Here is a 26,695-nt window from a genome sequence, read left to right as displayed (position 1 = left end):
TATTGTTTAGCTTTGCGGCGTTTCGCCAACAGCCCATCCTGACTTAGTACGATACACTTCGTACGATTCGAGGTGGGGTTGCTAAGCCATTCCGTATATGGGTAAATTACACCGCTTACACCAGCTTACCGGCTGGATCGTCTTCGCCATCACCGCTATCGTCCTGCTCCTCAGCGTGGAGCGCACGGGTAGCCTCTGGGACGTGGGCGAGTTCATCCTCGGTGCCTACAAACTCGAAGTCGTTCACCCCCCGGGGGCGCCCCTCTTCCTGCTTATCGGCCGGCTCTTCGCCTCCGTGGGTAACCTGCTCAGCGATGACCCGGCCCTGATCGCCGCCTTCGTCAACGGCATGTCGGCCATCTGTACGGCCTTTGGCGCCACCTTCATCGCCTGGTCTACTATCCGCCTGAGCCTGCTCTCGCTCACCGGTCGCGACGAGCGCGCCGAAGTGGGCGGCGGACAGGTCATCGCCGTGGCCGGTGGCGGACTGGTCGCCGGACTCGCCGCGGCCTTCACCACCTCCGTCTGGTTTTCGGCCGTGGAGGGGGAGGTTTACGCCATGTCCTTCTTCTTCACCTGTATGACGGTGTGGGCGGCCATCCGCTACTACACCACCCCCCGGGAGCTGGACTACGTCGCCTACCGCTGGCTCATCTTCAGCATCTTCTGTATCGGGCTTTCGAGCGGCGTTCACCTGCTCAGTATCCTGGTGCTGCCCTTCATCACCCTGCTGTTCTACCTACGCGAGCGCGGGCAGCTGTTCCTCACCCGGGTGGGTAAGATCGTCGGCTACCTCTTCGCCGCCAGCCTGCTGCTCACGGGACTGTCCTTCACCGCCAAGATCCTGGGCATCGGCGCCATCGCCGGGGCCACCTACTTCCTGGGCGGCCGCAAGCTGCCCCAGTGGGCGGAGTTCATTGCCGCCGGCCTCTCCGGCGTGCTCATGATCGGCATCATCCAGACGCTGGTCATCATCGGCGTACCGACCGTGTGGCAGTGGTTCGAGATCGGCCTGGTCAACAGCGGCCTGCCGGTGCACATCGGCCTGCTGCCCACCCTGATCGCCTACGGTGGCCTGCTCTACCTGGCCTTCCGCTACGCCCATAAGCACCAGGACCAGGGCGTGCAGCTCGCCGCCATGGGCATCGCCACCATCCTGATCGCCTACAGTGTCATCGCCGTGGTGGTCATCCGGGCCGAAGCCAAGACGCCGGTCAACATGAACAACCCGGACAACGTCACCAGCCTGCTGCCCTACCTCAACCGCGAGCAGTACGGCGAACGCAGCCTGCTGTACGGTCCCAACTTCGACGCCGACATGATCGCCACCGACCTGGACGACCGCTACGGCCTGGTGAACGGCGAGTACGTCTACACCAACTATAAGATCACGCCGGAGTACGAGCCCGGCAAGCAGATGTTCTTCCCCCGTATGGCCGACGGCAGCCAGGGGCGGCCCGATCTGTACAAGCGCTGGATGGGCCTGGACCCCAGCCAGCCGCTGCCCTACGGGCGGCCCAACGCTATTGACAACCTGAAGTTCCTGTTCAATTACCAGATTGGCTGGATGTACTGGCGCTACTTCATGTGGAACTTCTCCGGCCGCCAGAACGGCGAGCAGGGCTACTTCAGCTGGGACGAAAGCCGCGGCAACTGGATCACGGGCATCCAATTCCTCGACGAAATGCGGCTCGGGAATCTGGACGAACTACCCGAGGAGTTTAAGAACGATCCGGCGCGCAACACTTACTTCCTGCTGCCCTTTATCTTCGGTCTGCTGGGCCTGCTGTGGCACTCCACCAAGCGGGGAGAGGAGTTCCTGACCCTGCTGGCGCTGTTCGTGATCACGGGCCTGGGCATCATCATCTACACCAACCAGCCACCGAACGAGCCGCGGGAGCGGGACTACGTTCTCGTGGGGTCGTTCTTCACTTTCTGTATGTGGATGGGCATGGCCGTGCCGGCCATCTACGAGTTCCTCAAGGGCCGCTTCCGGGCGCGGGGCACGGGCGTAGCCATCGGTTGCTCGGCCCTGGTGTTGGTGGCCCCGATCCTGATGGTGACGCAAAACTGGGACGACCATGACCGCTCGGAGCACACCGCGGCGCGGGACTACGCCCATAACTTCCTGGAGTCGGTGGACGAGAACGCCATCATCTTCACCTACGGCGACAACGACACCTACCCCCTGTGGTACGCCCAGGAGGTGGAGGGCATCCGGACCGACGTGCGCGTGGTGAACCTGAGTTTGATCGCCGTAGACTGGTACATCGATCTGCTGCGATACCAGATGAACGACAGCCCGGTCATCGATCTGCAACTCACCGAGGATAAGATGCGCGGCCGCCTGCGCAACCAGATACAGTACTACAATCCACAGCGTCCCGAAGCCGCCTGCAATACCGGTGCGCCGGTGAGCCTGGAGGAATTCATGAATGAGATCGCGACCGACAAAAATCTGGCTACCCAGAGTGGGCGCATCATCGAGACGACCTACAGTACCTGTAACGTGAGCATTCGCGTGGATCCGGGTCGCCTGGCCCAGGCGCCGTGGCTGACGCCCGCCGGACAGCCCGTGGTGCAAAACATACCCTTGCAAATTCCGGGCGGATCTATCCAGAAGGACGTGGTGGCCATCATGGACATCATCAATATGAATTTCTACAAGCGGCCGATCTACTTTGCCGTCACCTGTCAGCCATCCAAGTTCCTGGGCCTCCAGGACTACATGCAGCTGGAAGGTCTGGCGCTACAGCTTACCGCTACCCGCGTATCGAGCCCGCCCAATGGTATGTACCCGCCGAACATCGGTGCCGGTACGGTAGACGTCGACAAGAACTACGACCTCATCATGAATACGTGGACGTGGGGCAACTTCGACAACGTGGACACCCACGTTAATACCAGCTACGGCCCTGCGATTCAGTCCATGCAGCAGATCATGTTGCGGACCATGAACGAATTGATTGAACGTGGTGACGTGGAGCGGGCACTGGAGATCGGAGACCAATACTTCCGCTCCTTCCCGAATATGAATTTCCCGTTCTTCTTCGAAGCCTTTACGATGTTGGCCCCCTACTTCCAGACCGGCAATGTAGACCGGGTAAGTGACGTGGTCATTCAGCTGGCGGAGAACACCGCCGACCGACTGGATTACTTTCAGAGCCTGGACCCGCAGATCGTGGCGCAGAGTTTTGCCTTTGAGGAGCGTCGCGGACAGTACATCGCCCAGCAGTTATTGACGCAGATACAGGACATCGATAACGAGCAGTTACGGCAGCAAGTCCAGGACATCCTGTCGAATTACAACTTCCTCGTGGAGCCGCCCACCCCGGGCTAATCCATGGATAAGCAGAAATTCGGCACCGCCCCGGTATTTTTTACCGCGATCTCGACGATCCTGGGGGCCATCATGTTCCTGCGCTTCGGCTTTGCCGTGGGCATGGTGGGCCTGGCCGGTACGATCGCTATCATCCTGATCGGTCACGCCGTCACTATCCCAACCGCGATGGCGATTGCGGAGATCGCTACCAATCAGAAGGTGGAAGGCGGTGGCGAATACTATATTATTTCCCGCAGCTTCGGGCTGGTCATCGGCGGTACCATCGGGATAGCCCTCTATCTATCCCAGGCTATTTCCGTGGCCTTTTACATCATGGCCTTCACCGAGGCATTCCGGCCGCTGGTGAGCTGGCTCCGGGAGACGTACGTGCTGCTGCCCTGGGTCGGCTACCTGCTGGATTTCCCGCAAACGATCGGTGTACCCGCCCTGCTGTTGCTGACCTTGCTTATCCTGACCAAGGGAGCGGATCTAGGCGTAAAGATTCTTTATCTGGTGGTGGCTACGCTGGGTCTTGCCCTGATGGCCTTTTTTGCCGGAACGACGGACTATGGCCGGGAGAATTCCGTAGAGTTCTTCAACAGCTATTCCGCTGACGCCGAAGTGACCGACGAAGCCCTGCAGGAACTCATCACGGAAGCCGAGGGAGATGCCGATCCGGATACGGTCTACTATCCGGGAGGGTCCGCAGAGATCAGTCCGGCAGCGCCCGCCGAACCGGAACCGGACATTCCCGCCCTGAGCTTCTTCACCGTTTTCGCCATCATCTTTCCGGCCTTCACCGGCATGACGGCGGGGGTTGGCCTGTCGGGCGACCTCCGCGATCCGGGGCGGTCGATCCCACGGGGTACCCTGGCGGCTACCCTCGGGGGCATGGTGGTCTACTTGTTTATGGCCTGGAAGCTGTCCGCCTCCGCGCCTCCCGAAGCCCTGGCTGATACCAGCAACCTGATCATGGCCGATATCGCCTGGCAGGGTTGGTGGATCATTCCACTGGGACTGGCCGCCGCCACCATTTCCTCGGCTCTGGGTTCCATCCTGGTTGCACCGCGTACGCTACAGGCGATCGCGGCGGATAAGCTCTTTCCCGCTCCCGGCATCAACGCCTTTCTTGCCCGTGGACGCGGACCGAGCAACGAGCCCTACAATTCCAGCCTGGTGACCGTCATCCTGGCCGCCTTCTTCATCATGCTGGGTGCCCTGGACAGCGTGGCGGAAATTATCTCCATGTTCTTCATGGTGACTTACGGTTCCCTCTGCCTCATCAGCTTCCTAAACCACTTTGCGGCCGACCCCAGTTATCGCCCAACGTTCCGTTCGAAGTGGTACGTAAGTCTCTTTGGGGCTATCGCCTGTTTCGGACTGATCTTCATCATGAACTCCACATACGCCGCGGCGGCGGTGGTACTGATTGGGCTGCTTTACGTCTACATCTCCTACAGCAACCCGGATAAAAGGAGTCTGGCGCTCATCTTCCAGGGCGTGATCTTTCAGATCAGCAGACGCATTCAAATCTTCCTGCAGAAGGCCGAGAAGGAGGAGAAGAAAAGCTGGCGGCCCAGCGTCATTGCCGTTAGCGACGCCACCTTCACCCGTCTGGGGGCTTTCGACCTGCTCCGGTGGCTCTCACAGAAATACGGATTCGGAACCTACCTGCACTACATCAACGGCTACCTCAGTCACGATACTTCGGAAGCGGCCAGCCACACAAAGGAGCGGATCATCCGGATGGCGGAAGCCACGGAGAGCCGGATCTACGTAGATACGATCGTCTCCCCATCCTATACGTCGGCCATTGCGCAGATCATCCAGTTCCCGGGGATTGCCGGCACCGAAAATAACCTGCTGCTACTCGAATATTCCAAGCGTGGCGGGGAGGGACTCGGCGACATCATCGACAACTTCAAGTTGATCAAGTCGGTCGACTTCAACATCGGCATCCTGGGATTGTCCGAGCGCGGCTTCGGGCTCAAGCGCACGATCCACGTCTGGATCACCCGGGCGCACCTGGAGAGTTCCAACCTCATGATTCTGCTCGCCTACGTCATGACCGGGCATTCCGATTGGAAGGATGCGGAAATAAAGCTGTTCGCCCTCTTCGAGGAATCCAAATTGATCGAGGAAGAACAGCGCATGTTTGACCTCATAGAGACCGGAAAGCTTCCCATCAGCCGCAACAACATCGAAGTGCTCTGCCGCCGGGACAATACGGACGTTCGGGGGGTGATCGCCAGCCGCTCGGGAGAAGCGGACCTGGTCATCATGGGCTTCCGGGACGAAGCACTGAAGCGAATGAAAGGGGAACTGTTCGCCGGCTACGACGACATCGGAAACGTGCTCTTTGTCAACGCCGCGGAAGCCGTCCAAATCCGATAAACCGGCTGCTGACACATCGGATGTGTCAGGTCCGCCAAAATAACAGACATCGGATGTGTCAGGTCCGATGGTCCGACAACATTCCTCATCTTAGCCCAGTTCTGTCCCAAATCACCGATTCTACCCACTCACCGAAGCGACTTACATCCGATGCCTGCAAATTTGTCAGGACTGACACATCCGATGTTTAGACCCCATTGATTCGACCATGCCTGAGAAAAGCCACACCATTCGGTACACGGAAGTAGCCGATCCCGAACAGCTGCCGGAAACCGACCAGGAGCTACTCGCCGCCGCTACGGCCGCCCTGCCCAACAGCTATTCGCCCTACTCGCGTTTTAAGGTGGCCGCCGCCGCTCGCCTACAGGATGGGACTGTCGTGGCCGCCGCCAATACCGAGAACGCCGCCTATCCCATGTGCATCTGCGCGGAGCCCAACGCCATGGCCGCCGCCGCTGCTCTGCGCCCCGGCATGCCGGTGGAAGCGATGGCCATCACCGTGAAGGCACCCGCTCAGACGCTATCGACGCCCGCTAGCCCGTGTGGCTCCTGCCGCCAGATACTGAGCGAGCACGAAGGGCGTTTCGGTCATAGCATGCGGCTGATCATGCGGGGAGAGACCGGACCGGTGTATGTATTCGACCGGGCCGGCGACTTGCTTCCCTTCGGATTCAGTGGCGAATTACTGTAGCTCTCCCTACCCTATGCGCGTCTTATTCCTTCTGCTCCTTACCGTCCCCCTCCTCGGCCAGACCGACTATTTTCAACAGGCGGTCAGCTACAACATCGATGTGCGGCTCGACGACCGTGCGCATACGCTCCACGGCGACATCACCCTCGCCTACACGAATAACGCCCCCACTCCACTCGATTCCATCGTCTTTCACCTGTGGCCACGGGCCTACAGCAGCGACGAAAGTGCTTTCGCGCGCCAGCAACTCCGCAACGGAGAGACGCGCTTTCACTTTTCCGATCCCGCCGACCGGGGCACGATGGACAGCCTAGCGTTTCAGGTGGAGGGGCAGCCTGCCCGATTCACCTACTCCAGCGAGCCGGACATCGGTACTCTGCACCTGGCAGATCCCCTCTCCCCCGGGGAAACGATCGACATTACTACGCCCTTCCGGGTGCGGATCCCGCGGAGTTTCAGTCGGCTGGGGCACGTGGGGCAGTCCTACCAGATCACCCAGTGGTACCCGAAACCGGCCGTATTCGACCGGGATGGGTGGCACGCGATGCCATATCTGGACCAGGGGGAATTTTACAGTGAGTTCGGCGACTATACCGTTACAATCACGCTACCCGAAAATTATCCCGTAGCGGCAACGGGCGAACTACAGACCACCACGGAGCGGAAATGGCTGCTGGAGCAGGCAGACACCACCCGGGCGGCGCTCGATGATTTTGCCGAAGTGATCTCCTACGGCTACGTCAGCGAAGCCTTTCCCCCCTCCGCTTCAAAAATGAAAACGCTTACCTACACGGCAGAGCGAGTACATGACTTTGCCTGGTTTGCCGACAAAAGGTTCCGGGTTCTCCACGATACATTATACCTGCGCTCCGCCGCAAAAAAACCGATTGACGTCTGGGCTTTCTTTACGCGGACCGAATCAGCGTACTGGAAAAACGCGACGGATTACCTCAAACGGTCCACCCGATTCTATTCCGAGCACGTGGGAGATTATCCTTACCCGCAGGTGACGGGGGTACAGTCCGCCCTGAGCGCCGGTGCGGGCATGGAGTACCCGATGATTACCGTCATCGGACTCAGTGGTAGCGATTACGCCCTGGACGAAGTGCTGGCCCATGAGATCGGGCACAACTGGTTTTACGGGATACTGGGGAGCAACGAGCGTGACCACCCCTGGATGGACGAGGGCCTCAACAGCTACTACGAGGGGCGGTATACCCGCAAATTCTATCCGGAACGCGACGGCCGCATCCAACTCCTGCCGGGCCGCGAGCTCGACACGGATAAGGTAGCTTATCGCCAACTGGCCAGGCTAGGCAGAGATCAAGCGCCGGATACGCGCAGCGACAGCCTTGAAGCGTACAACTACTGGATGGGTGCCTACAGCAAGCCCGAGTTGGTCCTCAACCAGGTCGAGCAACGGGTCGGCACCGAACGACTGGACGCCGCCTTTAACGCGTACTTCCGGCGGTGGCAATTCCGGCACCCGTCGCCGGAAGACTTCTTCGCGGTGATCGACACCCTGGGGGAAACCGATTACGTACGCGATGCCATGACGACGGTAGACCGCGGCGAGTATAATTCGACGGTATGGGCGAGGGACGGGGAAGGAACCTCTATTCTACCGAAGCTCAGCCTGATCATCGACGGGGAGCAGAGCCGGCGTCAGCTCTTCTTCGTTCCCCTGGTCGGTTTCAACGGAAATGACGGTGCTATGCTTGGCCTGGCCCTGCATAACCGCACGCTGGAGCCCCGTCGGTTGGAGTTCCTGATAAGTCCCCTGTACGGGTTCAACAGTAAAGCAATCGTCGGTTTCGCCGGCGCCAAGTACCGGTTAACGCGTCCTACGGACTGGCTGCAGCGGGTCGAGGTGAGCGGTGGCGTACAACGCTTTAGCGATTTCGATCCACCGGCCGAAAATATTGAGGACATTTACAGTTACGATCGCTGGGGCATTCGCTCGGACTTTCGATTCGCCCATCCGGCGATCCGGCAGCGAACGAGTCGGGTGTACACCCAATTCGTGCATCTTACGCAGCGCCGGCCCGACTTCAGTAATGACGGCCAACTCCTGGATGAAGACCGCCAGCTAACGGCGAGCTTCCTGCGTCTGGGATATGAATCGGCGCTGGAACGGGAACTTACCCCCCTCCACTACGCCCTGCGCCTGGAACACCGCTTCGGCGATCCGGACGCTTTCAACGCCGTGGACTACCTGCGACTGGACGCAGAGCTGGAAACCGGCTACCAGTACCGACCCAACAAATTTCTTAGTGGCCGCCTTTACGCCGGCTACTTCCTCCAACACGATCAACGCGACCGGCCGGCCGGGCCGGCTACGAGCTTCTCCCTGGTGGATAATGCCGCCAGCGACTACGCCTACGACGGCCTGTACCTAGGGCGCGGACAAGCAGGCTGGTACGAACAACAACTGGAAGGGCGGCAGGGGGGCTTCCGGGCGCCGGTCAGCGCGGCATTCCCGTACGGGCGCAGCAACGATTACCTGGCGGCACTGAACCTGGAAGCGGACCTACCCCTGCCGCTGCCCTTTAGCTTCTACTTTGACGTCGGAAGCTATGGTTCCCGTACCACACTGAGCACCGACCAGGAGAACCAGGTGAACTACGTCGGCGGAGTAGCCCTAAACCTCCTCGGCGACCGTTTTAACCTCTACCTCCCCCTGGTCTCGGACGCGGATACGCGGAACCTGCTGGAGCAACGCGGCAATCTTCTGGAACGACTGGCCTTTCGCCTCAATCTGTCCGGCCTGTTACCCTGGCGGTGGATCGATGAATTACCTTAGCGCGTCATGACCCTCAACGATCTGCTCCGGTACGCCGCGGACCATCCCGACGTGATCATCTTCTATTTTGCCCTGATTCCCTTTGCCGCGCTGTTGGCCGGCTTGATGGAGCGAAACGAAAATCACCTGCCTCCCTGGAACTACCTGTACAGCACCCTACTCTATCTGGTGGCGGTACCCGCGATCCTTTCAGTGGGCCTGATGGCCTACCAGTGGCTGTTCGAGCGGGGCAGTATTCTGGATACGGACCTCTTGTTGCAGGGTATCCCGATTGCCAGTTTCTTCGCCACGGCCTACATCATCCGCAGGCAGGTGTACATGCCCGCGCTGCCGGGATTCGGTCGGCTAGGTGGATTGGTGCTGATGATTTTTGCCACGCTCGTCATCCTGTGGGCGATCGATCGTACGCGGATCGTAGTATTTAGCGGGTTGAAGATCCAGTACCTGTTGCTTGTCTTCCTCCTGCTGTTGTTCTTCATCCGGCTGGGCTGGCGCAGGGTTTTTGCCTGAGGCACGATATCTCCCGCCCTTTTAGGCGACCAAAACCAACGGTTCAGGTGCTACGTACGTCAGTTAAGGTAAGCCCGACAACCAAATTGACCGGGTGACTACCGGTACGAATGCCTATTTTGGCTCTCGCTCGGTTTTGATTCCGGAACATGCGCTCACCCCACTGCATTTTACTATGTCTGCTTTGCTCCGCCTCGCTGGGTGCACAGTTATTGGACTACGCGCAGGGAGAGCTGATCCTCCAGTTCCGGGCTGGTGTCGACGGTAAGTCCTGGATACTGACCCACCAGGAAGTAACCGGCTATAAACGCCTCCACGCCGGCGGGGAAACCTGGCTCGTCCACTTCGACTGGTCCCACTACGCGGAAGCGGACTTACGCCTTCGCTACGCTTCCGATCCGCAGGTGGATTTCGTCCAGTTGAATCACCGGCTCACTTCCCGGCGGCGCCCCAACGACCCCCAGTACAATCAGCAGTGGCAGTTCTGGAACACCGGCCAGATCGGCGGGGAGCCCGGGGCCGACTACCAAACCGAACTGGCCTGGGATATCACGACGGGCGGGGTGACCGCCAACGGAGACACCATCGTCATCGCCTCCATCGACAACGGTATCGACCTTACCCACCCCGACCTACGCGAGAATATCTGGGTCAACTACGGTGAGATTCCCGACAATGGGATCGACGACGACGCCAACGGTTACGTCGATGACCGGTACGGATGGAATACGGCCCTGGACAACAATGACGTCGAGGCGGGCAAGGGCGACCACGGTACCCCGGTGATGGGCCAGATGGCGGCCGTCGGTAACAACCGCCTCGGCGTGACCGGCATAAACTGGCACACCAAGGTGATGCACATTACTAACGACTTCGATCCGCTCGAGTCGGAAGTAATACAGGCCTACGGCTACGCGCTGCAGGCCAGGCGGCGCTACGACACATCCGGCGGTGAGGAGGGGGCCTACGTGATCGCGACCAACGCCAGCTGGGGGCGTGACCGGGCATTTCCTTCCCAGAGCCCGATCTGGTGTGCCCTCTACGATACCCTTGGAAAATATGGAATCCTCAGTGTAGCGGCCGTTCCGAACCGCGACGTCGATGTCGACGAGGTCGGTGATCTGCCGAGCCTCTGCGATTCCGAATTCCTGATAACGGTAACCAACCTGGACACCCGCAATAAAAAGGTAAAGGACGCTGCTCAGGGGCTTTTATCGGTGGATATGGCGGCCTTCGGGGAGGGGGTAGTCACTACCCTAGCGAACGGTCGCTACGGGGCGGTATTCGGAACTTCCTACGCCACGCCGGCCGTAACGGGCAGCATCGGTTTGTTGTATGCCGTGCCCTGCCTGACCTTCGGCGAACTTACCATCAGCGACCCGCCGGTGGCCGCCCGGCGGGTCCGCGACGTACTGTTTGCCACGGTACGCTCCCTGCCCACCCTAACCGAAGCTACCCGTACCGGCGGGGCACTCGACGTAGGAAAGGCGGTTCGGTCGCTTCAGCAGTCCTGTACCGACTGCCTGGCTCCCGCCTCTTTTGACGCAAGCCCGCCGGGCGACGCTTCTACCGATCTGTTACTCACCTGGACGCGTATCGCCTCGGTGGGGGTAGTCGACCTGCGCTACCGGAAGAGGAATGGAACGACCTGGGATACGATTCGCAACGTTACTTCCCCCTATCGCCTCGGCGAACTATCCGCCTGCAGCGACTACCAACTGCAGTTGCTGGCCTACTGCAACGAAGAACCCACCCCATCGGAAATACTGGTCGTCGAATCCCCGGGCTGTTGCCGACTTCCCGATGACTTTACCCTTACCCCACAACCCGGCGGGCAGGTAAGGGCGAGCTGGATACCGTTACTCAGTGCGACCAGCTATACACTTCGCTTTCGTACGCACGATGAAGACTGGCGGGAAGTTACGGTGACCGACCCCTCCGCGGAAGTGGTCGGCTTACGAAACTGCCGAACCTATGAATTTGAACTGCGGACGAATTGCGTAGGCTCGAGTACGGAATTTGGCAGGCGAAAACAGGTCAAAACGCTGGGTTGCGGTGTCTGCCTGGACGGGGCATACTGTCAGCCGACGGGCTTTGGCAACGAACAGGAATGGATCGCGGAGGTCAGCATGCCCGGCGTACTCGAAAACACCTCGGACCGCGCCGTCGGGGCGTTCGCAAACTACGGGGACCTGACGACCGCCAGTATCGTTCCCGGTGGTGTTTACCAGCTAGCGCTCTCACCCGATTACCGCGGTAGCGGCTTCACCCAGGACTTTCACGTGTACGTCGACTGGAACCAGGATGCGGCATTCGCGGCCGACGAGCTCGTTATGCAGCAAACCGCGCCGCGTGGCGGATCCGCCCGGGCGTACATCACCGTCCCGGATGAGGCGGCTTTCGGATTGACCCGTATGCGGATCATTATGCAATTCACTTCGGTGAAGACGAACGGTTGCCCGGCGGGAAGTAACCAGCAATTCAGCGGAGAAGTCGAGGACTACTGCCTGGACGTCACGCCCGCGGAGGGTTGTCCGCCACCCTCCAGCCTGGAGGCGAACTACGATGCTTCGGCCGATGCCACCCTGCTCGACTGGACCGCTTCCGCGGCTCCCGGGGGCAGTTATCTGGTACGGTACCGGGATCGCTCCTCGGAGAACTTTACCGAACGGAAAGTCGAGGGCTTGAACTTACGGGTCGATAAGCTGAACCTCTGCTCGAGCTATGAAGTCCAGGTGGCTAGCATATGTAACGGTGCGGCGGGGAAATCCCGTACCGTTTTCTTTGGTGGCGATTGCACGGCTTCGCAACAGGTGGGGCTTCCCCCCGCGGCATGGTCGGTCGTGCCGAACCCGGCTACCGACCGCGTCACGGTTTCCTGGTCGGCAACGCTGCCGGTAGTCGCGCTGGAACTGTACGCTCCCGATGGCCGGCGGATGCTAACGGAATTGCTTTCCGGATCGAACGAGGCGTACGCCCTGCCCCTAGATGGCGTTCCCTCCGGCATTTACCTTATCGTGCTGGTGGATGACCGCGGACGCCGGGGAGCGCGGCGCCTGATCGTTCGCTAGCGTGCGGTCGACCGGGGAAGCTTACCTTTGGCGCCATGAGCGTACATAAGGTTAGTGATGTCAAGCGGGTAACCGTCCACACCCTGCAGGCCATGAAGGAGGCCGGGGAAAAGATCGCCATGCTCACGGCCTACGACTTTTCCATGGCTCGTATTCTCGATGCGGGCGGCGCGGACGTGTTGCTGGTGGGTGATTCGGCCAGTAATGTGATGGCCGGCCACGAGACTACTTTACCCATCACCCTGGACCAGATGATCTACCATGCGTCCAGCGTAGTTCGGGGTGTCCAGCGGGCGCTGGTGGTCGTCGACCTCCCCTTCGGCACCTACCAGGGAGACAGCAAGATGGCCCTCAAGTCGAGTATCCGGATCATGAAGGAAAGCGGCGCCCACGCCGTCAAGCTGGAGGGCGGTCAGGAGGTTTCGGAGAGTATCCGCCGCATCCTTAAGGCAGGGATTCCGGTCATGGGTCATCTCGGTCTCACGCCGCAGTCCATTTATAAGTTCGGCACGTACACGGTCCGTGCCCGGGAAGAGGCGGAAGCCAATCGCTTACTGAGCGACGCGGACATGCTGGCCGATCTCGGCTGCTTCGGGCTGGTCCTGGAGAAGATACCCGCAAAGCTTGCCAAACGAGTCAGCGAAGCCGTGGCGATCCCGACCATCGGGATCGGAGGCGGCAACGATTGCGACGGGCAGGTTTTAGTGACCCAGGACATGCTGGGCATTACCAAAGATTTTCACCCCCGCTTCCTGCGTCGCTACGCCGACCTGTTTTCGGTCATCCGGGAGGCAACAGCATCCTACGTGGCGGACGTTAAAAGTCAAGACTTCCCCAACGAGGAGGAACAATATTGACATGAAGAAAATTATCGCGCTCCTGGTCTTAGTCGGCCTCTTGCTCGGGGCCTATGCTTACTACCAGGTCATGATCGTGCCGGCCGTACCCAACGCTCTCGCCGAACCCGTTGCCGTCGAGTTTCCCACGGGCAGCACGTACGAACAGGTCATGGATAGCCTCGCGGCCAAAGGCATCCGTCCCAACCGCACCTTCTTCGATCCGCTGGCCAGCCAGATGGGCTTCGAACGCAGCCCGATGCGTGCCGGCCGCTTCACGGTCAACCCGGGCATGAGCAGCGTGGCCCTCATCCGCAAGCTGCGTGGCGGAGCCCAGTCTACCGTCGATGTCGTCCTCACCACCGAGCGCGAGCCTATGAACGTAGCGGCCAAGGTGGCCCGTTTCCTCGAGCCCGACAGCCTCGATTTTCTGCGCTTGTTTCAGGATGCCGACTTCGTGGATAGCGTAGGTTATACCGAAGAAACCTTCCAGACGCTCTTCATTCCGAATACCTACGAGATGTACTGGAACGCGACGCCGCGTGACTTCGTGGCGCGCATGGTCAAGGAACATGACCGATTCTGGAACAGCAACGACCGCATGGCGAAGGCCGAAGCAGTCGGGCTTTCCCCGGCGGAGGTGTATACACTAGCGAGCATCGTGGAGAAAGAGAGCTTGCAGGCATCGGAGCGTCCGCGAATTGCCGGGGTATACCTCAATCGCCTCCGAATCGGCATGCCCCTGCAGGCGGATCCCACGGCCGTCTTTGCCACCCGGGAATTCGGGGTCGGCCGGGTGCTCAATCGCCACATTGAATTTGACAGCCCGTACAATACGTACCGCTACTCCGGCCTGCCACCGGGCCCCATCACGATGTCGAGCGTAGGAAGTATCGATGCGGTCCTCGCTCCGGAAGAGCATAAATATCTCTACTTCTGCGCACGCGGCGATGGCAGTGGACTGCACAACTTCGCCACCACGCTGAGCGGGCACTCCCGCAACATTGCCATTTACGTAGCCAATTTGCGGGAGCGCGGCATTCGCTAAGCTTACCTCTTTATGACGCGTATCGTTCGGGTCGCCTCCCCGGCCCATACGCGGATGAGGTAAATCCCCGGCGCCCGGTCAGTCAAGTCGACAACAGCGTCCAGGGTTCCGGATTGCCCGATCGACCGTTGCTCGATGCGGCGTCCGCTACCGTCGTACACCTCGAGTCCGAGGGCCAACGGACCGGGAAGCCGTAGTCGTAGATTTACCCGGTCGGCAGTCGGGTTCGGAAAGGCTTCCAAGTTCTCCAGCAAGGCGTCCGGATCGCTGGTGGATACGGCCATCAGGTCCACTTCCAGATCAAGCGAATCGGAACACCCGATCGCATCCGTAACCGTCACGGAGTAAGCAGCTACGCTCAGGCTATCCGCCGACTGGGTCGTGTCACCGTTACTCCAGGAATAGCTGTAGGGCGCCAGACCGGCCCCGGCTAATACGTAGGCCGTGCCATCGTCCGCGAATACGCCGGAAGGGGGTGCGGTAGTGTAGCGCAGGTTCAGATCGGCGGGACACCGGCGTACCGAAATGTCATCGATGATCACGTAGTAATCACCCGTCGCCCACTCGACCAGAAAATCAAAGTACATATTCTCTCCGGCGTACTCGTCGAGGGAGATGACGAAAGTGGAATCGGGGGGATTGGCCTCGTTCACCAAAGTAGGCAGGAGCGTGCCGCATCCTACGCTACCATCGACCTGTAGCCGGGTGATGCCGCCGGTCACGGGGTTCCCGTCCGCATCGCGCTGACGGAAAGTGAACACCAGTTCGTCGCCGGCCTCCAATGGCCCGTAATTGGCCGTAGTGAAGCGCATGAAGGTATCCTGTTCGCTCAGGTTATCGGTGAGCGCAACGGAAGGACTGCCCGGCCGCTCGGCGATGACGATATCCGAATCTAATTCCCACGAACGGGGAACGCGCCGGTCCTCGAAATCGGCGAGGAACGGAACGGGCTGAGCGAGCTGAAAGCGGTAGACAACAGTGTCGTTGTACGTTGCGCTGTCGCCCTCGGCCTCCACCCAGGCGACCAGGCGATTCCGCTGCCGGGATGCGCTGCCAAACTGTAGGCGGACGTCAAAATTATAGGTCTGCTGCTGCCCGTAGGTCTGGGGAGCGGGTGCCTGCTCCACCACGGCGGGATCGCCGTTGAGGGAGTAATAGACATTCACGTTTTCAACGGCCTGCTGCCCCAATCTGGCCAGCCTGATCTGCACGGTGTCGAACTCATTGAAGCAGTTCGCCTCGTTGATCAGCCCTACCCGGGTAACGGCGTAATCAACCATCGGCCTGTCGGTCAGGCGGATGTTGTCAATCGCTACGCCTTCGCGCCGGGTATCGCCATCGCTGCGGAAAACGAAACGTAGCCGCACCTGGTCCTCGCCGGCGTATTCCCGGAGTTGCTGCCCCACCAGGGAATAGCCCTCGCCGAAGCCGCCGTTACCGTCCCATTGCTGCTGAAGGCCGTTGTTGTACCAATTGACGCCGGTGGAATTGCGCTCTACGATCTCCCAGGTTTCGCCTCCGTCCGTACTGGCTTCCAGGTACAGCCCGTCGAACTCCTCCTCGGTGTCGACCGACAGCAGGAAAGAAAGGTAGGGTGCCTCCTCCAGGCCGGAAAAGTTGAAACAGGGCGATTCCAGGTAGCTCAGTTCGTCATCGTTATACTGCCCTTGAGCATTCGTGACGAAAGCAACGTCGCCGGAGCCCGCCCGGTCGATCCGTTGTCCGCGCGGTGCGGCAAGCGACCAGCTGGAAGGTCCTCGCCCGCCCTGGCTGGGGAACCAGAAGCCATCACCTCCTTCAAAGTCCTGGAAGTACGGATACTGGGTAATAACGGGCAGGCTGACGACGGATGCCGTCAGCGTATCGTTGCTGAGGTCTTGGTCCTCTTCCAGCATTGTAAAGATCTGGAATTCGTAAAATCCGGGTTGCCGCAGATCGGCCTGGGCATCGAAGGTGAAGAACTTCGTGCTGTCCACGCCCACCACCCCGGTGTAGATACCGTCGAAGGGCATATTAACCCCGCCGGGCTGACCGTTCACGGTGAAGTCAAGCCGGAAAAATTGCTGGGCTTCCCCGCCGAAATTGGTAATGCCCACCGTAACCGAGTCGTTCGTGCTCGGCTGGCACCGGGTCACCGGGCGGACCAGCGAGGTGATCCCGATGTCTTTCTGGATCTGCGTTCGTATACGAAAGGGTCCCCGCCGAACCGTGGTATCGGACGGATCGCTGCAAATTGTAGAAATGTAAAATTGGTATACGCTCAGTGAGCTCAGCCCCGTTACCCGCACCATGGTATCCTGGGTCGTAATCTCGGTACCGGCGTCCGTGGCCGGATCGAAGTCATCGGGCCCGTACTCGATGCGGTAGGTCGGATCGCCCGGCGTCGAGCGGAATCGAATGTCCACGCTGTTGTACCGAACGCGGTACACATCGATGGAAGAAAAGGGCGGCGGAGCGCAGGAACGACAAGCCACGGTGAAGGAGGCAAGTGCCGGATCGGTGTCCGGCGCCGTCACTTCGTAGATAAGACTATCGTTATTGTCTAAGATAGAGAACCCCACCTCGTCGGGAAAGGCTCCGGTGGTGTAATCCAGGGTCACCGTTTGACCGTTAGCAACCGGGAGGTAGAAGACCCGACTCAAGCCATCATCGTTGGTGGCGTCCAGGGTGTAGGTTGCGGATTCGCCACCGTTTCGAACGACTAGCGCCGCCCCGTTCCAGCCGTCCCCTTCGCTGTCGGTAAGCCGCAGTTGATAAAAGCAATCCTGGGCGCTTATCGACAGGGCGAAAAGAAGGACAATGAAGAGTAGAGATAGTCGCATATGGCTGATATTGGGTGCATGACGACACGAACCGTCACCGTGGCTAGGCGGAAAAATACCACATAGCCGGCTAAGGTTGTGCCGCCCGGCCAACTGAACCATTCTTTTGGGGTAGTGTTAGGCGCACACGCTTCGATTCAGGCACTATCATCACATACAGCAATCCCTTTGGCGGTCTATTCCATCACTGACGTTGAGAAACTTACGGGCATACGGGCACACACCCTGCGCGCCTGGGAACAACGCTATGATATAATTGTCGCCCGCCGCAGCCAGCACAATGTCCGGTTCTATTTGGAAGAAGATTTGCGGGAGCTGTACAACGTCGCCCTGCTGAATCGAAACGGCTTTCGCATCAGCCGGATCGCGGCCATGAGTTCGGAGGAGCGGGCCAGCGAAGTGGCTTCCCTCTCTTCCCTGAACATCAGCTCGGACACCCGCCTTGATGCCCTCACGCTGTCGACCCTGGAAATGGATGCCGAGAAATTCGGCCTCATTCTAGACATGAATATAGAGCAGCGGGGCTTTGAGGAAACCATGATGGAGGTGGTATATCCCCTCCTCGATAAGCTGGGTGTCCTCTACTTCACCGGCTCGATCACGGCGGTGCACGAAAACTTCGTGGCCTGTCTCATTCGCCAAAAGGTACTGGCCGCCACCGACCGGTTGCCACCGAACAGCCGGGAAGACCTGCCGTCCTTCACCCTCTTTCTACCCGAGGAAGAGCGGCAGGAACTGAGCATGTTGTTCATCCAGTACCTCCTGCGGCGGCGGGATGTCCCCGTGCTTTACCTGGGTGGGAACGTTTCTCCGGCGGATCTCGGGGATGCCTGTAAGACCTACCAGACCGACTATCTCTTCACGATACTATCCAGCACCTACGTCGCCAAACCCGTAGAGAGTCTGGTCCGGGAAGTACTGCATCACTGCCAGGAGTCACAACTGGTCCTCTCCGGTTACCAGTCAACGCTGCATGACCTGAGCGCCTTCGAGCGGGTCATTCCGGTGGGTGGGTTACGCGAGGTGCTGATTTTCGTAGATGAACTCAGTAAGCCCGCAGATCGGAATATTGCTGCAGTGAAATGATCTGCCAATCATTGAGAACCCGTTCTACTTCGGCCGGATGAATAGCGGCAATGGCCACCAGGCTCGTCCCCGTTTCGGGACGCGGCAGTAAATCACTGTAATATTCGGGGAAGGCCCGCCGCTCCTCCTCGGTGGCGTTGGCTGCCTTTTGCTGGACGGCCCGTGTAGCGTTACTCCACACTTCGAAACCCAGACCGGCGTCGTAACAAAGCTGCTCCAGTTGCTCGATCGGTTCCACCTCACTCGTGTGCAGCAGACAGCTGAAGGTCTGGTACGGCGACCGCTTCAGCCGCGTGACCGCCTGAAATATCGGGACCCGGCGGCGAGCGATGACATTATAGCCCTTCTGGCCACGGCGATCGTACAGCATCAGGTCCCGGTACCGCATGCCGCTTCCCGGATGCGGAATACTCACAATGCGTCCCCGGGCGGCGTCGAGGGGCTGCATCCACAGGATTTCGTAGCCGTCGGCGTGCTTCAACTGCAAGCCGAGAGGGTCCTTATGGGAAAGCTTATCAAAGCCAAACTTTGCCCATACCGTTTGGGCGGTACGCATTCTTTTCAGGGGAATAGCGGCCAGCCCCAATTGCCACCAGGCCTCGCGGTCGTCGGCGTCGAGCGCAACGGTTTTGCTCCAGTAATGAATAGCCGGCTTCCACTCCTGACGCCGGGAATAGATCACGGCCAGGCTCCGGAAGGCATCCGCCCATTCCGGGACGATGCGCGTTACCTTCTTCAACAACTTGACGGCCGTATACGGGTCCCCCACCCGGTCGTACCGGAGGGCCTGTTCGTAAAGGTCAAGATGGTTTGGCGGTAACTGCATATCTAATAAGGCGAGTGGCCGGGGGCTGTCCGGCGTAATGTAACAAGACTCCGCAGATAGGGTTGGCCCTCAACCGCGAGCGGGGCACGGGCGTTTGCCTCCTATGTCCGCCAGCCCACTTACCGCCACCTTACCCGATATTCGTTCCCTTAGTCTGGAAGAACTGACCTCTCAACTCATTCTGGCCGGGGAAAAGAAGTACCGCGCCAAGCAGATTTACGAATGGCTTTGGCAGAAAGGCGCCCGCACCTTCGACGAGATGACCAACCTGTCAATTCCCCTGCGGGAAAAGCTGAAGGAGCGGTATAGCCTGCCCGTCATCACGCTCGATAAAGCGCAGCGCAGCAACGACGGTACCATCAAGAGCCGCTTTCGCCTGCACGACGGGCACCTCATCGAATCCGTCCTCATTCCCGTGGCTGACGACGATCGCTTCACGGTTTGCGTCTCCAGCCAGGTGGGCTGCAGCCTGTCCTGCACCTTTTGCGCTACCGGTCGCATGAAACGCCTGCGGAATCTGACCGCCGCCGAGATATACGACCAGGTCTACCTGGTGAACGAGCAGTGTCTGGAAGCCTATGGGAAACCGCTCACCAACATTGTTTACATGGGTATGGGCGAACCCCTGCTCGCCTTCCGCGAGGTAGTAGGAAGCATCGATCGCATTACCAGCCACAATGGCCTCCACATGGCCCCGCGCCGGTTGACGGTATCCACCGCCGGTATCGCTAAAATGATCAGGAAGCTCGCCGATGAAGACACCAAGGTGAACCTCGCCCTTAGCCTGCACGCCGCCGACGACGTGAAGCGGAACGAAATTATGCCCATCAATGAGTCGAATAACCTGGAAGCGATTATTGAAAGCCTGGAGTATTTCTACGCCCAGACAAAAAAGCGGATCGGTTTCGAGTACATCACCTTCCAGAACTTCAACGACGGCCTGGACGACGCAGAGCGACTCTACCAGATATGCCAGCGCGTGCCCAGCATGGTGAATATTATCGAGTACAATCCCATCGACAACGCCCCGTTCCTGAAATCAACGGAGCACCGGATCGATGACTTCGCCCGTTACCTGCGGGATCGTGGGGTCATGGTAACCGTGCGCAGAAGCCGGGGCAAGGATATCGATGCGGCCTGCGGACAACTCGCCAACAAGGATTAAGCCTGCGACGAGGCGGAACGGGTGAGGAATACCTCCAGTTCCCGTTGTTTCTCCTCCTCATCGATGAGGTAGACGGGCAATGTCACCCGACGGCCGTCTGTCAATTCCAGGACAAGGTCCCGAACCGTTGGTCGGTGGACCGATCGGACGTTCGCTAATCGTATTTTCTGCTCTTTCTGTAATTGGTCCAGCTGATACGTCATCACGCCGTCCTGAATCCGCACGAACCTTTCGGGGGGGATCTCGCCGCTCCCACCGTGGTTATAGGTAGCATAGGCAACCAATCCGGCCACGACCAGGTATATGACACCCAAAATCAGCATCCATAAATGGCTGCTGTCCTCACCGGCTGACCAGTGCGTGGCGTAGAGGTATAATTCGTACACCCCCGCTATGGCAAGCAGGACCGCACCGAGGTAGAAGCAAATATGAAGCCATCGGGTAGTACCGGGATCGGGGTGATCGGCACGAAAGTGGAAGTCGGGAGCCATTGCAGCGAAGATAACCCCTATTCGCTTGGCCCGGAACGTACTCAGCGGATGAATACAATCTTCGCAACCGCACTACCGGAGTCCCGCTCCTCGAAATTGGTGCTCTGGCCACTGGAGGCAAAGAGCAGGTAAACCCCAGTGGTGACCCGACGACCGTTGTAGTCGTTACCATCCCAGATGAACCGTCCCCCGTTACTGGTACCGTCGGTGACGAGCTTACCGCTCAGATCGGTGATCTTAACCCGTGCATTGACCGCCAACCCGTCAATGGCTATGGGACCGGTATACCCCGGCTCGACGGGATTCGGGAACACCGTCAACTCGTCATCGAAAAAGTCGGTTGCCTCGGTAGCGTTGCCGGCATAACTGATCACGCCGAGTTCGGTGCCGAAGTAGACCGTCCCCGTCGTGGGATCGATCGTGATGGTACGTACCGCATTATCAAGCAGTGGGCTATTGCCCCGGTTGAATTGCAACAGTTCTTCCCTGCCATTAGCGGAAAGCAAAAACGCGCCACTGTTGGTTCCCATCCACTTGCGGTTCGCCCCGTCAACGGCGATCGTCCGCACCTCCTCGCTTGCCAAGAGGTAAGCGCCGAACCCGTCGGCTTCGGTCGCGGGGAGGGTAGCCCGGCAGCCTTCGGGGTCGCTGGGCCGTCCGTTGCAGTTGAAAACCGCTACCCCTTCGGCGGTCCCTATCCATATCGCATTGTCCTGGTCTACGGCTATGCTACGGGTCTGGCTGGATGGCAGGGCGCTGTTCGATTCATTGAAGGTGCGGCATGGCGAATCGTCACTCGGGTCGAGGGGGGTGCCGTTCGTATCGATCACGGTGAGTCCACCCGTACCACTATCGTAATGTATGACCCAGACGTACCCGTTCTGATCCACCGCGACATCGTAAGCAATATTAAGCCCACAGTCCTGCCCCAGCGCTACCCAGTCCCCTTCCGGTCCGCGCACGCTCACGATACCATTATTCTCGGCCCGGCTCACCGCGAAGTAGGTATACCCGTTGGCATCGGTGGCCGCACCGGCAACGCGTACCCGTCCGGGGCCGGCATCCGGTGCGATTTCCAGGCTGCTGTTCGACTCGTCAAAGAGCGTGAAATTACCTTCTTCGTCCCGCGCTACGACACCCTCGAAAAAGGAGCTGAAATAATGAATACGATTGATGGGATCGTAATCGATGTCGATCACGGTAGCGAAATCGTCATCCCCGTTCATTTGTCCGTCCTGCCCGCGAAAAGCCGCGATTTCGTTCCGCCGGTAGTTGACCCAGCTACCATCCTGCAAACGAAACACGCCGTTGTAATCGAAGTGGGGCGATCCGTTCTCGTTCAGCTGACCCGGCGCAACCCACAGGGAGGTGCCGTCGTGGAGGATGCGAAAATTATCGTCGCGTGCGGGGCCGGGATAGTTGAGTCGGTTACAGTTTCCGGTCGGGCCGTCCACCATACTGACAATATTGGCACCGTCGCCAAACCAGAATCGGCCTCGTTCATCTTCGATTCCGTTGTTGAATAGATAGGCACAGTCGGTGATCTGGGTGACTTCCGCGGTGGCATCCTCCGTCAATGCATAAACAGCCCGGCCGGCACAGTTGGTTAGGGTACAGCGATACCCGGCGATCAGATAGTTAGGTCCGCCCTGTACCTGTCTTAACTCGTTCGATGCGGCGGGGGGACGGAAGTGCAGCCGCGCGGTATCACCGTCCCATTGGTAGATGTCTTTGTCAACCCCTAAGTAGAGGGCACCACGCCATTCCGTGAGCGTAGTGGAGGCGTAATCGCCGGGGAATCCATACTCGGAACCCAGCAGTTCCCAGGTACCAAAATCGTTGATGTTGACGCCGGTAAGGGGTACCCGGTATACACCCTCCGGTGTAGCGGCATAAAGATGTCCCTCAAATTCGCTCACCGCACTCACTTGAATGCCGGTGAAGGTGGTAAAATTGAAGATCTCTTCTTCCAGTGATAGGGAAGACACGCCGTAACCCGCCCCGAGATAGATCGTATTTTCGTCCTCGGCAAAGGACACGTCGTAAATCCGCTTGTCTCCGCTGAAGTTAAAGTTGTCGATCTGGGGAATGGTGGAAAACCGGCCGTTTTGGAGCAGATCGATGGTGCTGTTTTCGTAAACGATGATCAGGGTCTCCGTGGGCTGGTGGTACTCTACGATATTGATCCGCCCGCCGGAGAGGCCCTCGGTTCGTGTCAGCTGTGTAAAACTAAGGTCCTCCTTATCCACGTAGAACACGGCCGCGCCGGTGGTATAAATAACGGACTCCGCGCTTTGGGTGACGTAAAGCCCCTGGGAAAAGGATTGCAGGCTGCGCCACTGTCCGATGCTGTCTACCTGCCCGAAGGCGGCCGACAGCGGAAGCAGAAAAAGTAGATAAAATAGCGGTCTAGGCATCGGGTAAAGATAAGGTGCGTGGCTCCCGGATTTAGCCCACGGGCAGGCGGTTAGTCGGGAGTTTCTCCCTTCGGGTATGACTTCGTCGGCCGGTAGACTATGCTATCGATGCCCCGAACGGGCTAAGCGTGGCCCTCCGCCTGCTTTGGTCACCCACCCACGACGGAGGGAACAAATCCGTATCGACTACCTTACTTACTCCAACTCAAACCATGCCGCCCGCAAAATTTCGGGCTTCCGTCTCGTATCATCATATGGATTCGTCCCTACCCGTCATCGGAGTCGTCGTGTTTTTTCTCGTGGATAAGGGCTACGGGTACCTTCGCCTGGAAGGCACCCGGGAAGAATTTCATTTTCGCTCGCAAAATCTTGCCGGCCGACCACCGCGTAAGGGCGACCGGGTCCGTTTTCGGTTGCGGGAAGGTCGCCAGGGTTACTACGCCGACGAGGTGGAGATCGCGGGCTTCGCCTGAGACCGTATGCCGCTCATTCCGGACGCCTTCGGAACGAGGGTACCTTACCTTTGCGTAGCCTATAAGAAATAAGATGCCCGAGCGCCAACTCCAACTCCTCACCACCACTGACGATCCGCGACCGATCTACGTAGCGGGGACCTTTAACCACTGGAATGCTCGCGATGAGGCTTACCGCATGCACCCGGCCGGTGAGCCCGGAGCCTACGCGCTCTCCCTGCACCTCGGGGAAGAAGTGGAACACGTGGAATACAAATTCACCCGCGGCGGTTGGGAAGGCGTCGAATTGGGTGCCGACGGCTCCAACGTGCCCAATCACAGTCGGTATACCAGCGTCCCCTGGATACTTCCCGATCACGTGGAGCGCTGGGCCAGTCCGGGGCTGATCTACGATCCATCTTACCTGCCGAAGGTCGAGATCATTCACGAAGCCTTCGAGATCCCGGAGCTGATCCGGACACGGCGGGTGGCGGCACTGCTCCCCCACGATTACTACGATAGCGATAAGCGATATCCCGTACTCTACCTCCAAGACGGTCAGAACCTCTTTGACGAATATGCACCCTACGGAAGCTGGGGTGTCGACAAACGTCTGGCCCACCTGACGGAACGTGGAATGGGCGACCTCATCGTCATCGCTATCGACCACGCCGACACGGAACGCGTAAGCGAGTTTACCCCATCCTTCCAAACCCGACTCGGCCGGGGAGACGGACGAAAGTATGTCCGCTTCCTTGCCGAAACCCTCAAGCCCTACGTGGATCGCCACTTTCGGACGATGCCCGAACCGGCGCACACCGGAATCGGCGGCAGTTCGCTCGGCGGACTAATCAGTATTTATGCGGGGATCATGTATCCGGCGGTGTACGAGAAGCTGATGATCTTCAGCCCCAGCCTCTGGGTAACCCCGGAAATCCCCTTTCGACTGATGAAGCTGACGCACCAGTACCGCGGCCGCATCTACCTGTACGGCGGCCAGGCGGAGAGCAAGACCATGGTGCCGAATATGGAGCGGTTTCAACAGGAAATCACCCGGCAGCCCGGCGCCACCCGTCTGGACATTCGCCTGGCCGTCGACCCCTTCGGCCAGCACAATGAAGCCCGCTGGGGTAGCGAATTTCCGCTGGCCATCGAATGGTTATTCTTTACGCAGTAGGCCACGTAAATACATGCTCCGCCGCACTAAAAGCGCACCGTTTGCTGTTCAATAGCCACGCCCACATATAGGCACCCGGTGACACCGGTCGCTTCGTATGAGGAATCTTGTTATCTTGTCCGACTACCCCGGTACCCTTTGAGCTCCAACTATTGAAACCCCTCTACCTCCTTCTCTTCTCCTGCCTGCTAGGTCTGCCCGTCGCAGCCACCGCTCCCCTCTCCGAGGCCGAAGCCGAGCAGTACGCCCGCCAGATCATGGATCTTACACGGGAAGAAGTGGAGCGGCGTCTCGAGGAATTCGACGGTTCGCTGCTGGATTACCGGATGGACGACGCGGTTTATCACCGGGTCGTCAATTACATACGAAACTGGCCTATTTCCAGCGGGCGGGTGCTTGGACGGTCAGCCCGATTCTTCCCGATTTTCGAAGAGCAACTGCAAGCGGCCAACTTACCGCTCGAACTAAAGCACCTCAGCGTAGTGGAAAGCGCCCTGCGCTCCTGGGCGGTCAGTCCGGTAGGCGCCGGCGGGCTTTGGCAACTCATGCCCGGAACGGCCCGCGAACTCGGCCTCATCGTAAACGACGAACTGGACGAGCGCCTGGATCCCTGGCTGGGTTGCGAAGCGGGGCTCGATTACCTCCGTATGCAGCACGAACGGTATGGCGACTGGGCCCTGGCGCTCGCCGCCTATAACTCCGGCCCCGGCAACGTAAACCGGGCCATTCGACGCTCCGGAAGCCGGAATTACTGGAAGCTGCGCAGATACCTGCCCAGGGAAACACGCCATTACGTACCAAACTTCATTGCCGCGGTCTTCTTAATGACCTACCACAATGATTACGGTCTGGATGCTACCCGGCTTCCGCTGGATCAGCAGGTGACCGAGCGGATCACCGTAGACCGTAAACTAAGCCTCTACCGCGTAGCCCAGGTCACGGGCCTGCGTCCGGAAGTGGTCATCGAAATGAACCCCCAGTACCTACGGGGCTACCTGCCCGGTCTGCGCGGTGGGCACTCCCTACAGCTGCCCTCCCGGGTCATACCGGCGATGCTCACTTATCTTGAAACGCATCCGGCCGAAACGCCGGAAGACGAAATCTATCTACCCTGGACCCACCCCCTCGCGGCGAAGGGAGAACTTGACGGTGATCGCTACTACGCCCGCCGCGACATCACGGTCCAGGAAGGAGATACGCTTGCCCGGCAGGTCGCCACCCGGCATGGCCTTCCGGTGGACCGACTGTTAGTGTGGAGCGATCGGGGCGAGGTGGACAGCCTGTCCGCCGGCGACGAAATGGTCTACTACGAAGTAGAAACCTTTCAACCCTACGACACCAGAGTCCAAGACGTGCCGGATCCAACCGCCGCTTTAACCGCTTCCGCCACCCCATCCGTTAGCCCCGCGGTCACCCACCCTTTCCCGGATCTACCCGGCGTTAAGATTGCCGAAACCCCGCGCAAGTCGTTTTGGGAGGTATTGCTCTCGCTCGTTACTCCGAAGTCGGCCCGTTAGACGGAGTATCCTCTCTTTTACCACCCTACCAGTCAGCAGGATACTTTATTCGTTCGCCCTTAGAAAC

Annotated in this window: 17 protein-coding genes; 13 read left to right on the top strand and 4 right to left on the bottom strand. The window is 59.3% G+C overall.

Annotated features, from left to right (window positions below; translation table 11 throughout):
• The first annotated feature begins 97 nt into the window (after nucleotides 1-97).
• From DRW39_RS22660 to mltG, 8 genes are all read left to right on the top strand, one after another.
• Nucleotides 98-3,340, top strand: a complete 3,243-nt coding sequence (locus DRW39_RS22660) for a DUF2723 domain-containing protein (RefSeq protein WP_232830167.1) — start codon at nucleotides 98-100, stop codon at nucleotides 3,338-3,340.
• 3 nt (nucleotides 3,341-3,343) lie between these two features.
• The gene (locus DRW39_RS15995; protein WP_116108069.1) at nucleotides 3,344-5,716 is read left to right on the top strand and encodes an amino acid permease; all 2,373 of its coding nucleotides are present in this window, start codon (nucleotides 3,344-3,346) and stop codon (nucleotides 5,714-5,716) included.
• A 208-nt stretch (nucleotides 5,717-5,924) separates the two neighbouring features.
• Nucleotides 5,925-6,407 carry a cytidine deaminase gene (locus DRW39_RS15990; protein ID WP_116108068.1) on the top strand — a complete coding sequence of 161 codons (483 nt, stop codon included), beginning with the start codon at nucleotides 5,925-5,927 and terminating at the stop codon, nucleotides 6,405-6,407.
• A gap of 13 nt (nucleotides 6,408-6,420) precedes the next feature.
• The gene (locus DRW39_RS15985; RefSeq protein ID WP_116108067.1) at nucleotides 6,421-9,210 is read left to right on the top strand and encodes a M1 family metallopeptidase; all 2,790 of its coding nucleotides are present in this window, start codon (nucleotides 6,421-6,423) and stop codon (nucleotides 9,208-9,210) included.
• 6 nt (nucleotides 9,211-9,216) lie between these two features.
• The gene (locus DRW39_RS15980) at nucleotides 9,217-9,720 is read left to right on the top strand and encodes a hypothetical protein (protein ID WP_116108066.1); all 504 of its coding nucleotides are present in this window, start codon (nucleotides 9,217-9,219) and stop codon (nucleotides 9,718-9,720) included.
• A gap of 149 nt (nucleotides 9,721-9,869) precedes the next feature.
• A complete protein-coding gene (locus DRW39_RS15975) occupies nucleotides 9,870-12,791 on the top strand; it encodes a S8 family serine peptidase (RefSeq protein WP_116108065.1) in 2,922 nt (973 codons plus the stop codon).
• A gap of 35 nt (nucleotides 12,792-12,826) precedes the next feature.
• Nucleotides 12,827-13,648, top strand: a complete 822-nt coding sequence (gene panB, locus DRW39_RS15970; protein WP_116108064.1) for a 3-methyl-2-oxobutanoate hydroxymethyltransferase — start codon at nucleotides 12,827-12,829, stop codon at nucleotides 13,646-13,648.
• A gap of 1 nt (nucleotide 13,649) precedes the next feature.
• Entirely contained in the window at nucleotides 13,650-14,675 is a 1,026-nt protein-coding gene (mltG, locus tag DRW39_RS15965) for an endolytic transglycosylase MltG (protein WP_116108063.1), read from the top strand.
• Between the two features lie 2 nt (nucleotides 14,676-14,677).
• Here mltG and DRW39_RS15960 read toward each other — a convergent pair whose 3' ends face one another.
• On the bottom strand, nucleotides 14,678-17,497 hold the full coding sequence (locus DRW39_RS15960) for a T9SS type A sorting domain-containing protein (protein ID WP_157976162.1): 2,820 nt from the start codon (nucleotides 17,495-17,497) through the stop codon (nucleotides 14,678-14,680).
• A gap of 168 nt (nucleotides 17,498-17,665) precedes the next feature.
• Between DRW39_RS15960 and DRW39_RS15955 the strand changes: the two genes are divergently transcribed.
• Nucleotides 17,666-18,583: a MerR family transcriptional regulator gene (locus tag DRW39_RS15955; RefSeq protein ID WP_116108061.1), complete on the top strand. Its 918-nt coding sequence runs from the start codon at nucleotides 17,666-17,668 to the stop codon at nucleotides 18,581-18,583.
• On the opposite strand, the gene DRW39_RS15950 is transcribed toward DRW39_RS15955, so the two are convergent.
• Nucleotides 18,543-19,409 carry a tetratricopeptide repeat protein gene (locus tag DRW39_RS15950; protein ID WP_116108060.1) on the bottom strand — a complete coding sequence of 289 codons (867 nt, stop codon included), beginning with the start codon at nucleotides 19,407-19,409 and terminating at the stop codon, nucleotides 18,543-18,545. The two genes, DRW39_RS15955 and DRW39_RS15950, sit on opposite strands and share 41 nt — an antisense overlap.
• A gap of 103 nt (nucleotides 19,410-19,512) precedes the next feature.
• Between DRW39_RS15950 and rlmN the strand changes: the two genes are divergently transcribed.
• The gene (gene rlmN, locus DRW39_RS15945) at nucleotides 19,513-20,574 is read left to right on the top strand and encodes a 23S rRNA (adenine(2503)-C(2))-methyltransferase RlmN (protein ID WP_116108059.1); all 1,062 of its coding nucleotides are present in this window, start codon (nucleotides 19,513-19,515) and stop codon (nucleotides 20,572-20,574) included.
• Here rlmN and DRW39_RS15940 read toward each other — a convergent pair.
• Both DRW39_RS15940 and DRW39_RS15935 read right to left on the bottom strand, forming a co-directional pair.
• Nucleotides 20,571-21,065 (bottom strand): DUF308 domain-containing protein, encoded by a 495-nt coding sequence (locus tag DRW39_RS15940; protein WP_116108058.1) that lies wholly within the window; start codon nucleotides 21,063-21,065, stop codon nucleotides 20,571-20,573. The two genes, rlmN and DRW39_RS15940, sit on opposite strands and share 4 nt — an antisense overlap.
• 41 nt (nucleotides 21,066-21,106) lie before the next feature.
• Complete coding sequence (locus DRW39_RS15935) at nucleotides 21,107-23,482, bottom strand: hypothetical protein (protein ID WP_116108057.1); 2,376 nt, start codon at nucleotides 23,480-23,482, stop codon at nucleotides 21,107-21,109.
• A gap of 254 nt (nucleotides 23,483-23,736) precedes the next feature.
• On the opposite strand from DRW39_RS15935, the gene DRW39_RS15930 reads away from it, so the two are divergent.
• From DRW39_RS15930 to DRW39_RS15920, 3 genes are all read left to right on the top strand, one after another.
• Nucleotides 23,737-23,955, top strand: a complete 219-nt coding sequence (locus DRW39_RS15930; protein ID WP_116108056.1) for a cold-shock protein — start codon at nucleotides 23,737-23,739, stop codon at nucleotides 23,953-23,955.
• Nucleotides 23,956-24,028: 73 nt separating this feature from the next.
• Nucleotides 24,029-25,111 carry an alpha/beta hydrolase-fold protein gene (locus DRW39_RS15925; RefSeq protein WP_116108055.1) on the top strand — a complete coding sequence of 361 codons (1,083 nt, stop codon included), beginning with the start codon at nucleotides 24,029-24,031 and terminating at the stop codon, nucleotides 25,109-25,111.
• A 152-nt stretch (nucleotides 25,112-25,263) separates the two neighbouring features.
• Nucleotides 25,264-26,628: a lytic transglycosylase domain-containing protein gene (locus tag DRW39_RS15920; RefSeq protein ID WP_116108054.1), complete on the top strand. Its 1,365-nt coding sequence runs from the start codon at nucleotides 25,264-25,266 to the stop codon at nucleotides 26,626-26,628.
• The last annotated feature ends 67 nt before the right edge of the window (nucleotides 26,629-26,695 follow it).

The sequence above is a fragment of the Lewinella sp. IMCC34191 genome, from assembly GCF_003390935.1.
GTDB lineage: Bacteria > Bacteroidota > Bacteroidia > Chitinophagales > Saprospiraceae > Neolewinella.
This window is presented reverse-complemented; position numbering and strand designations above follow the sequence as displayed.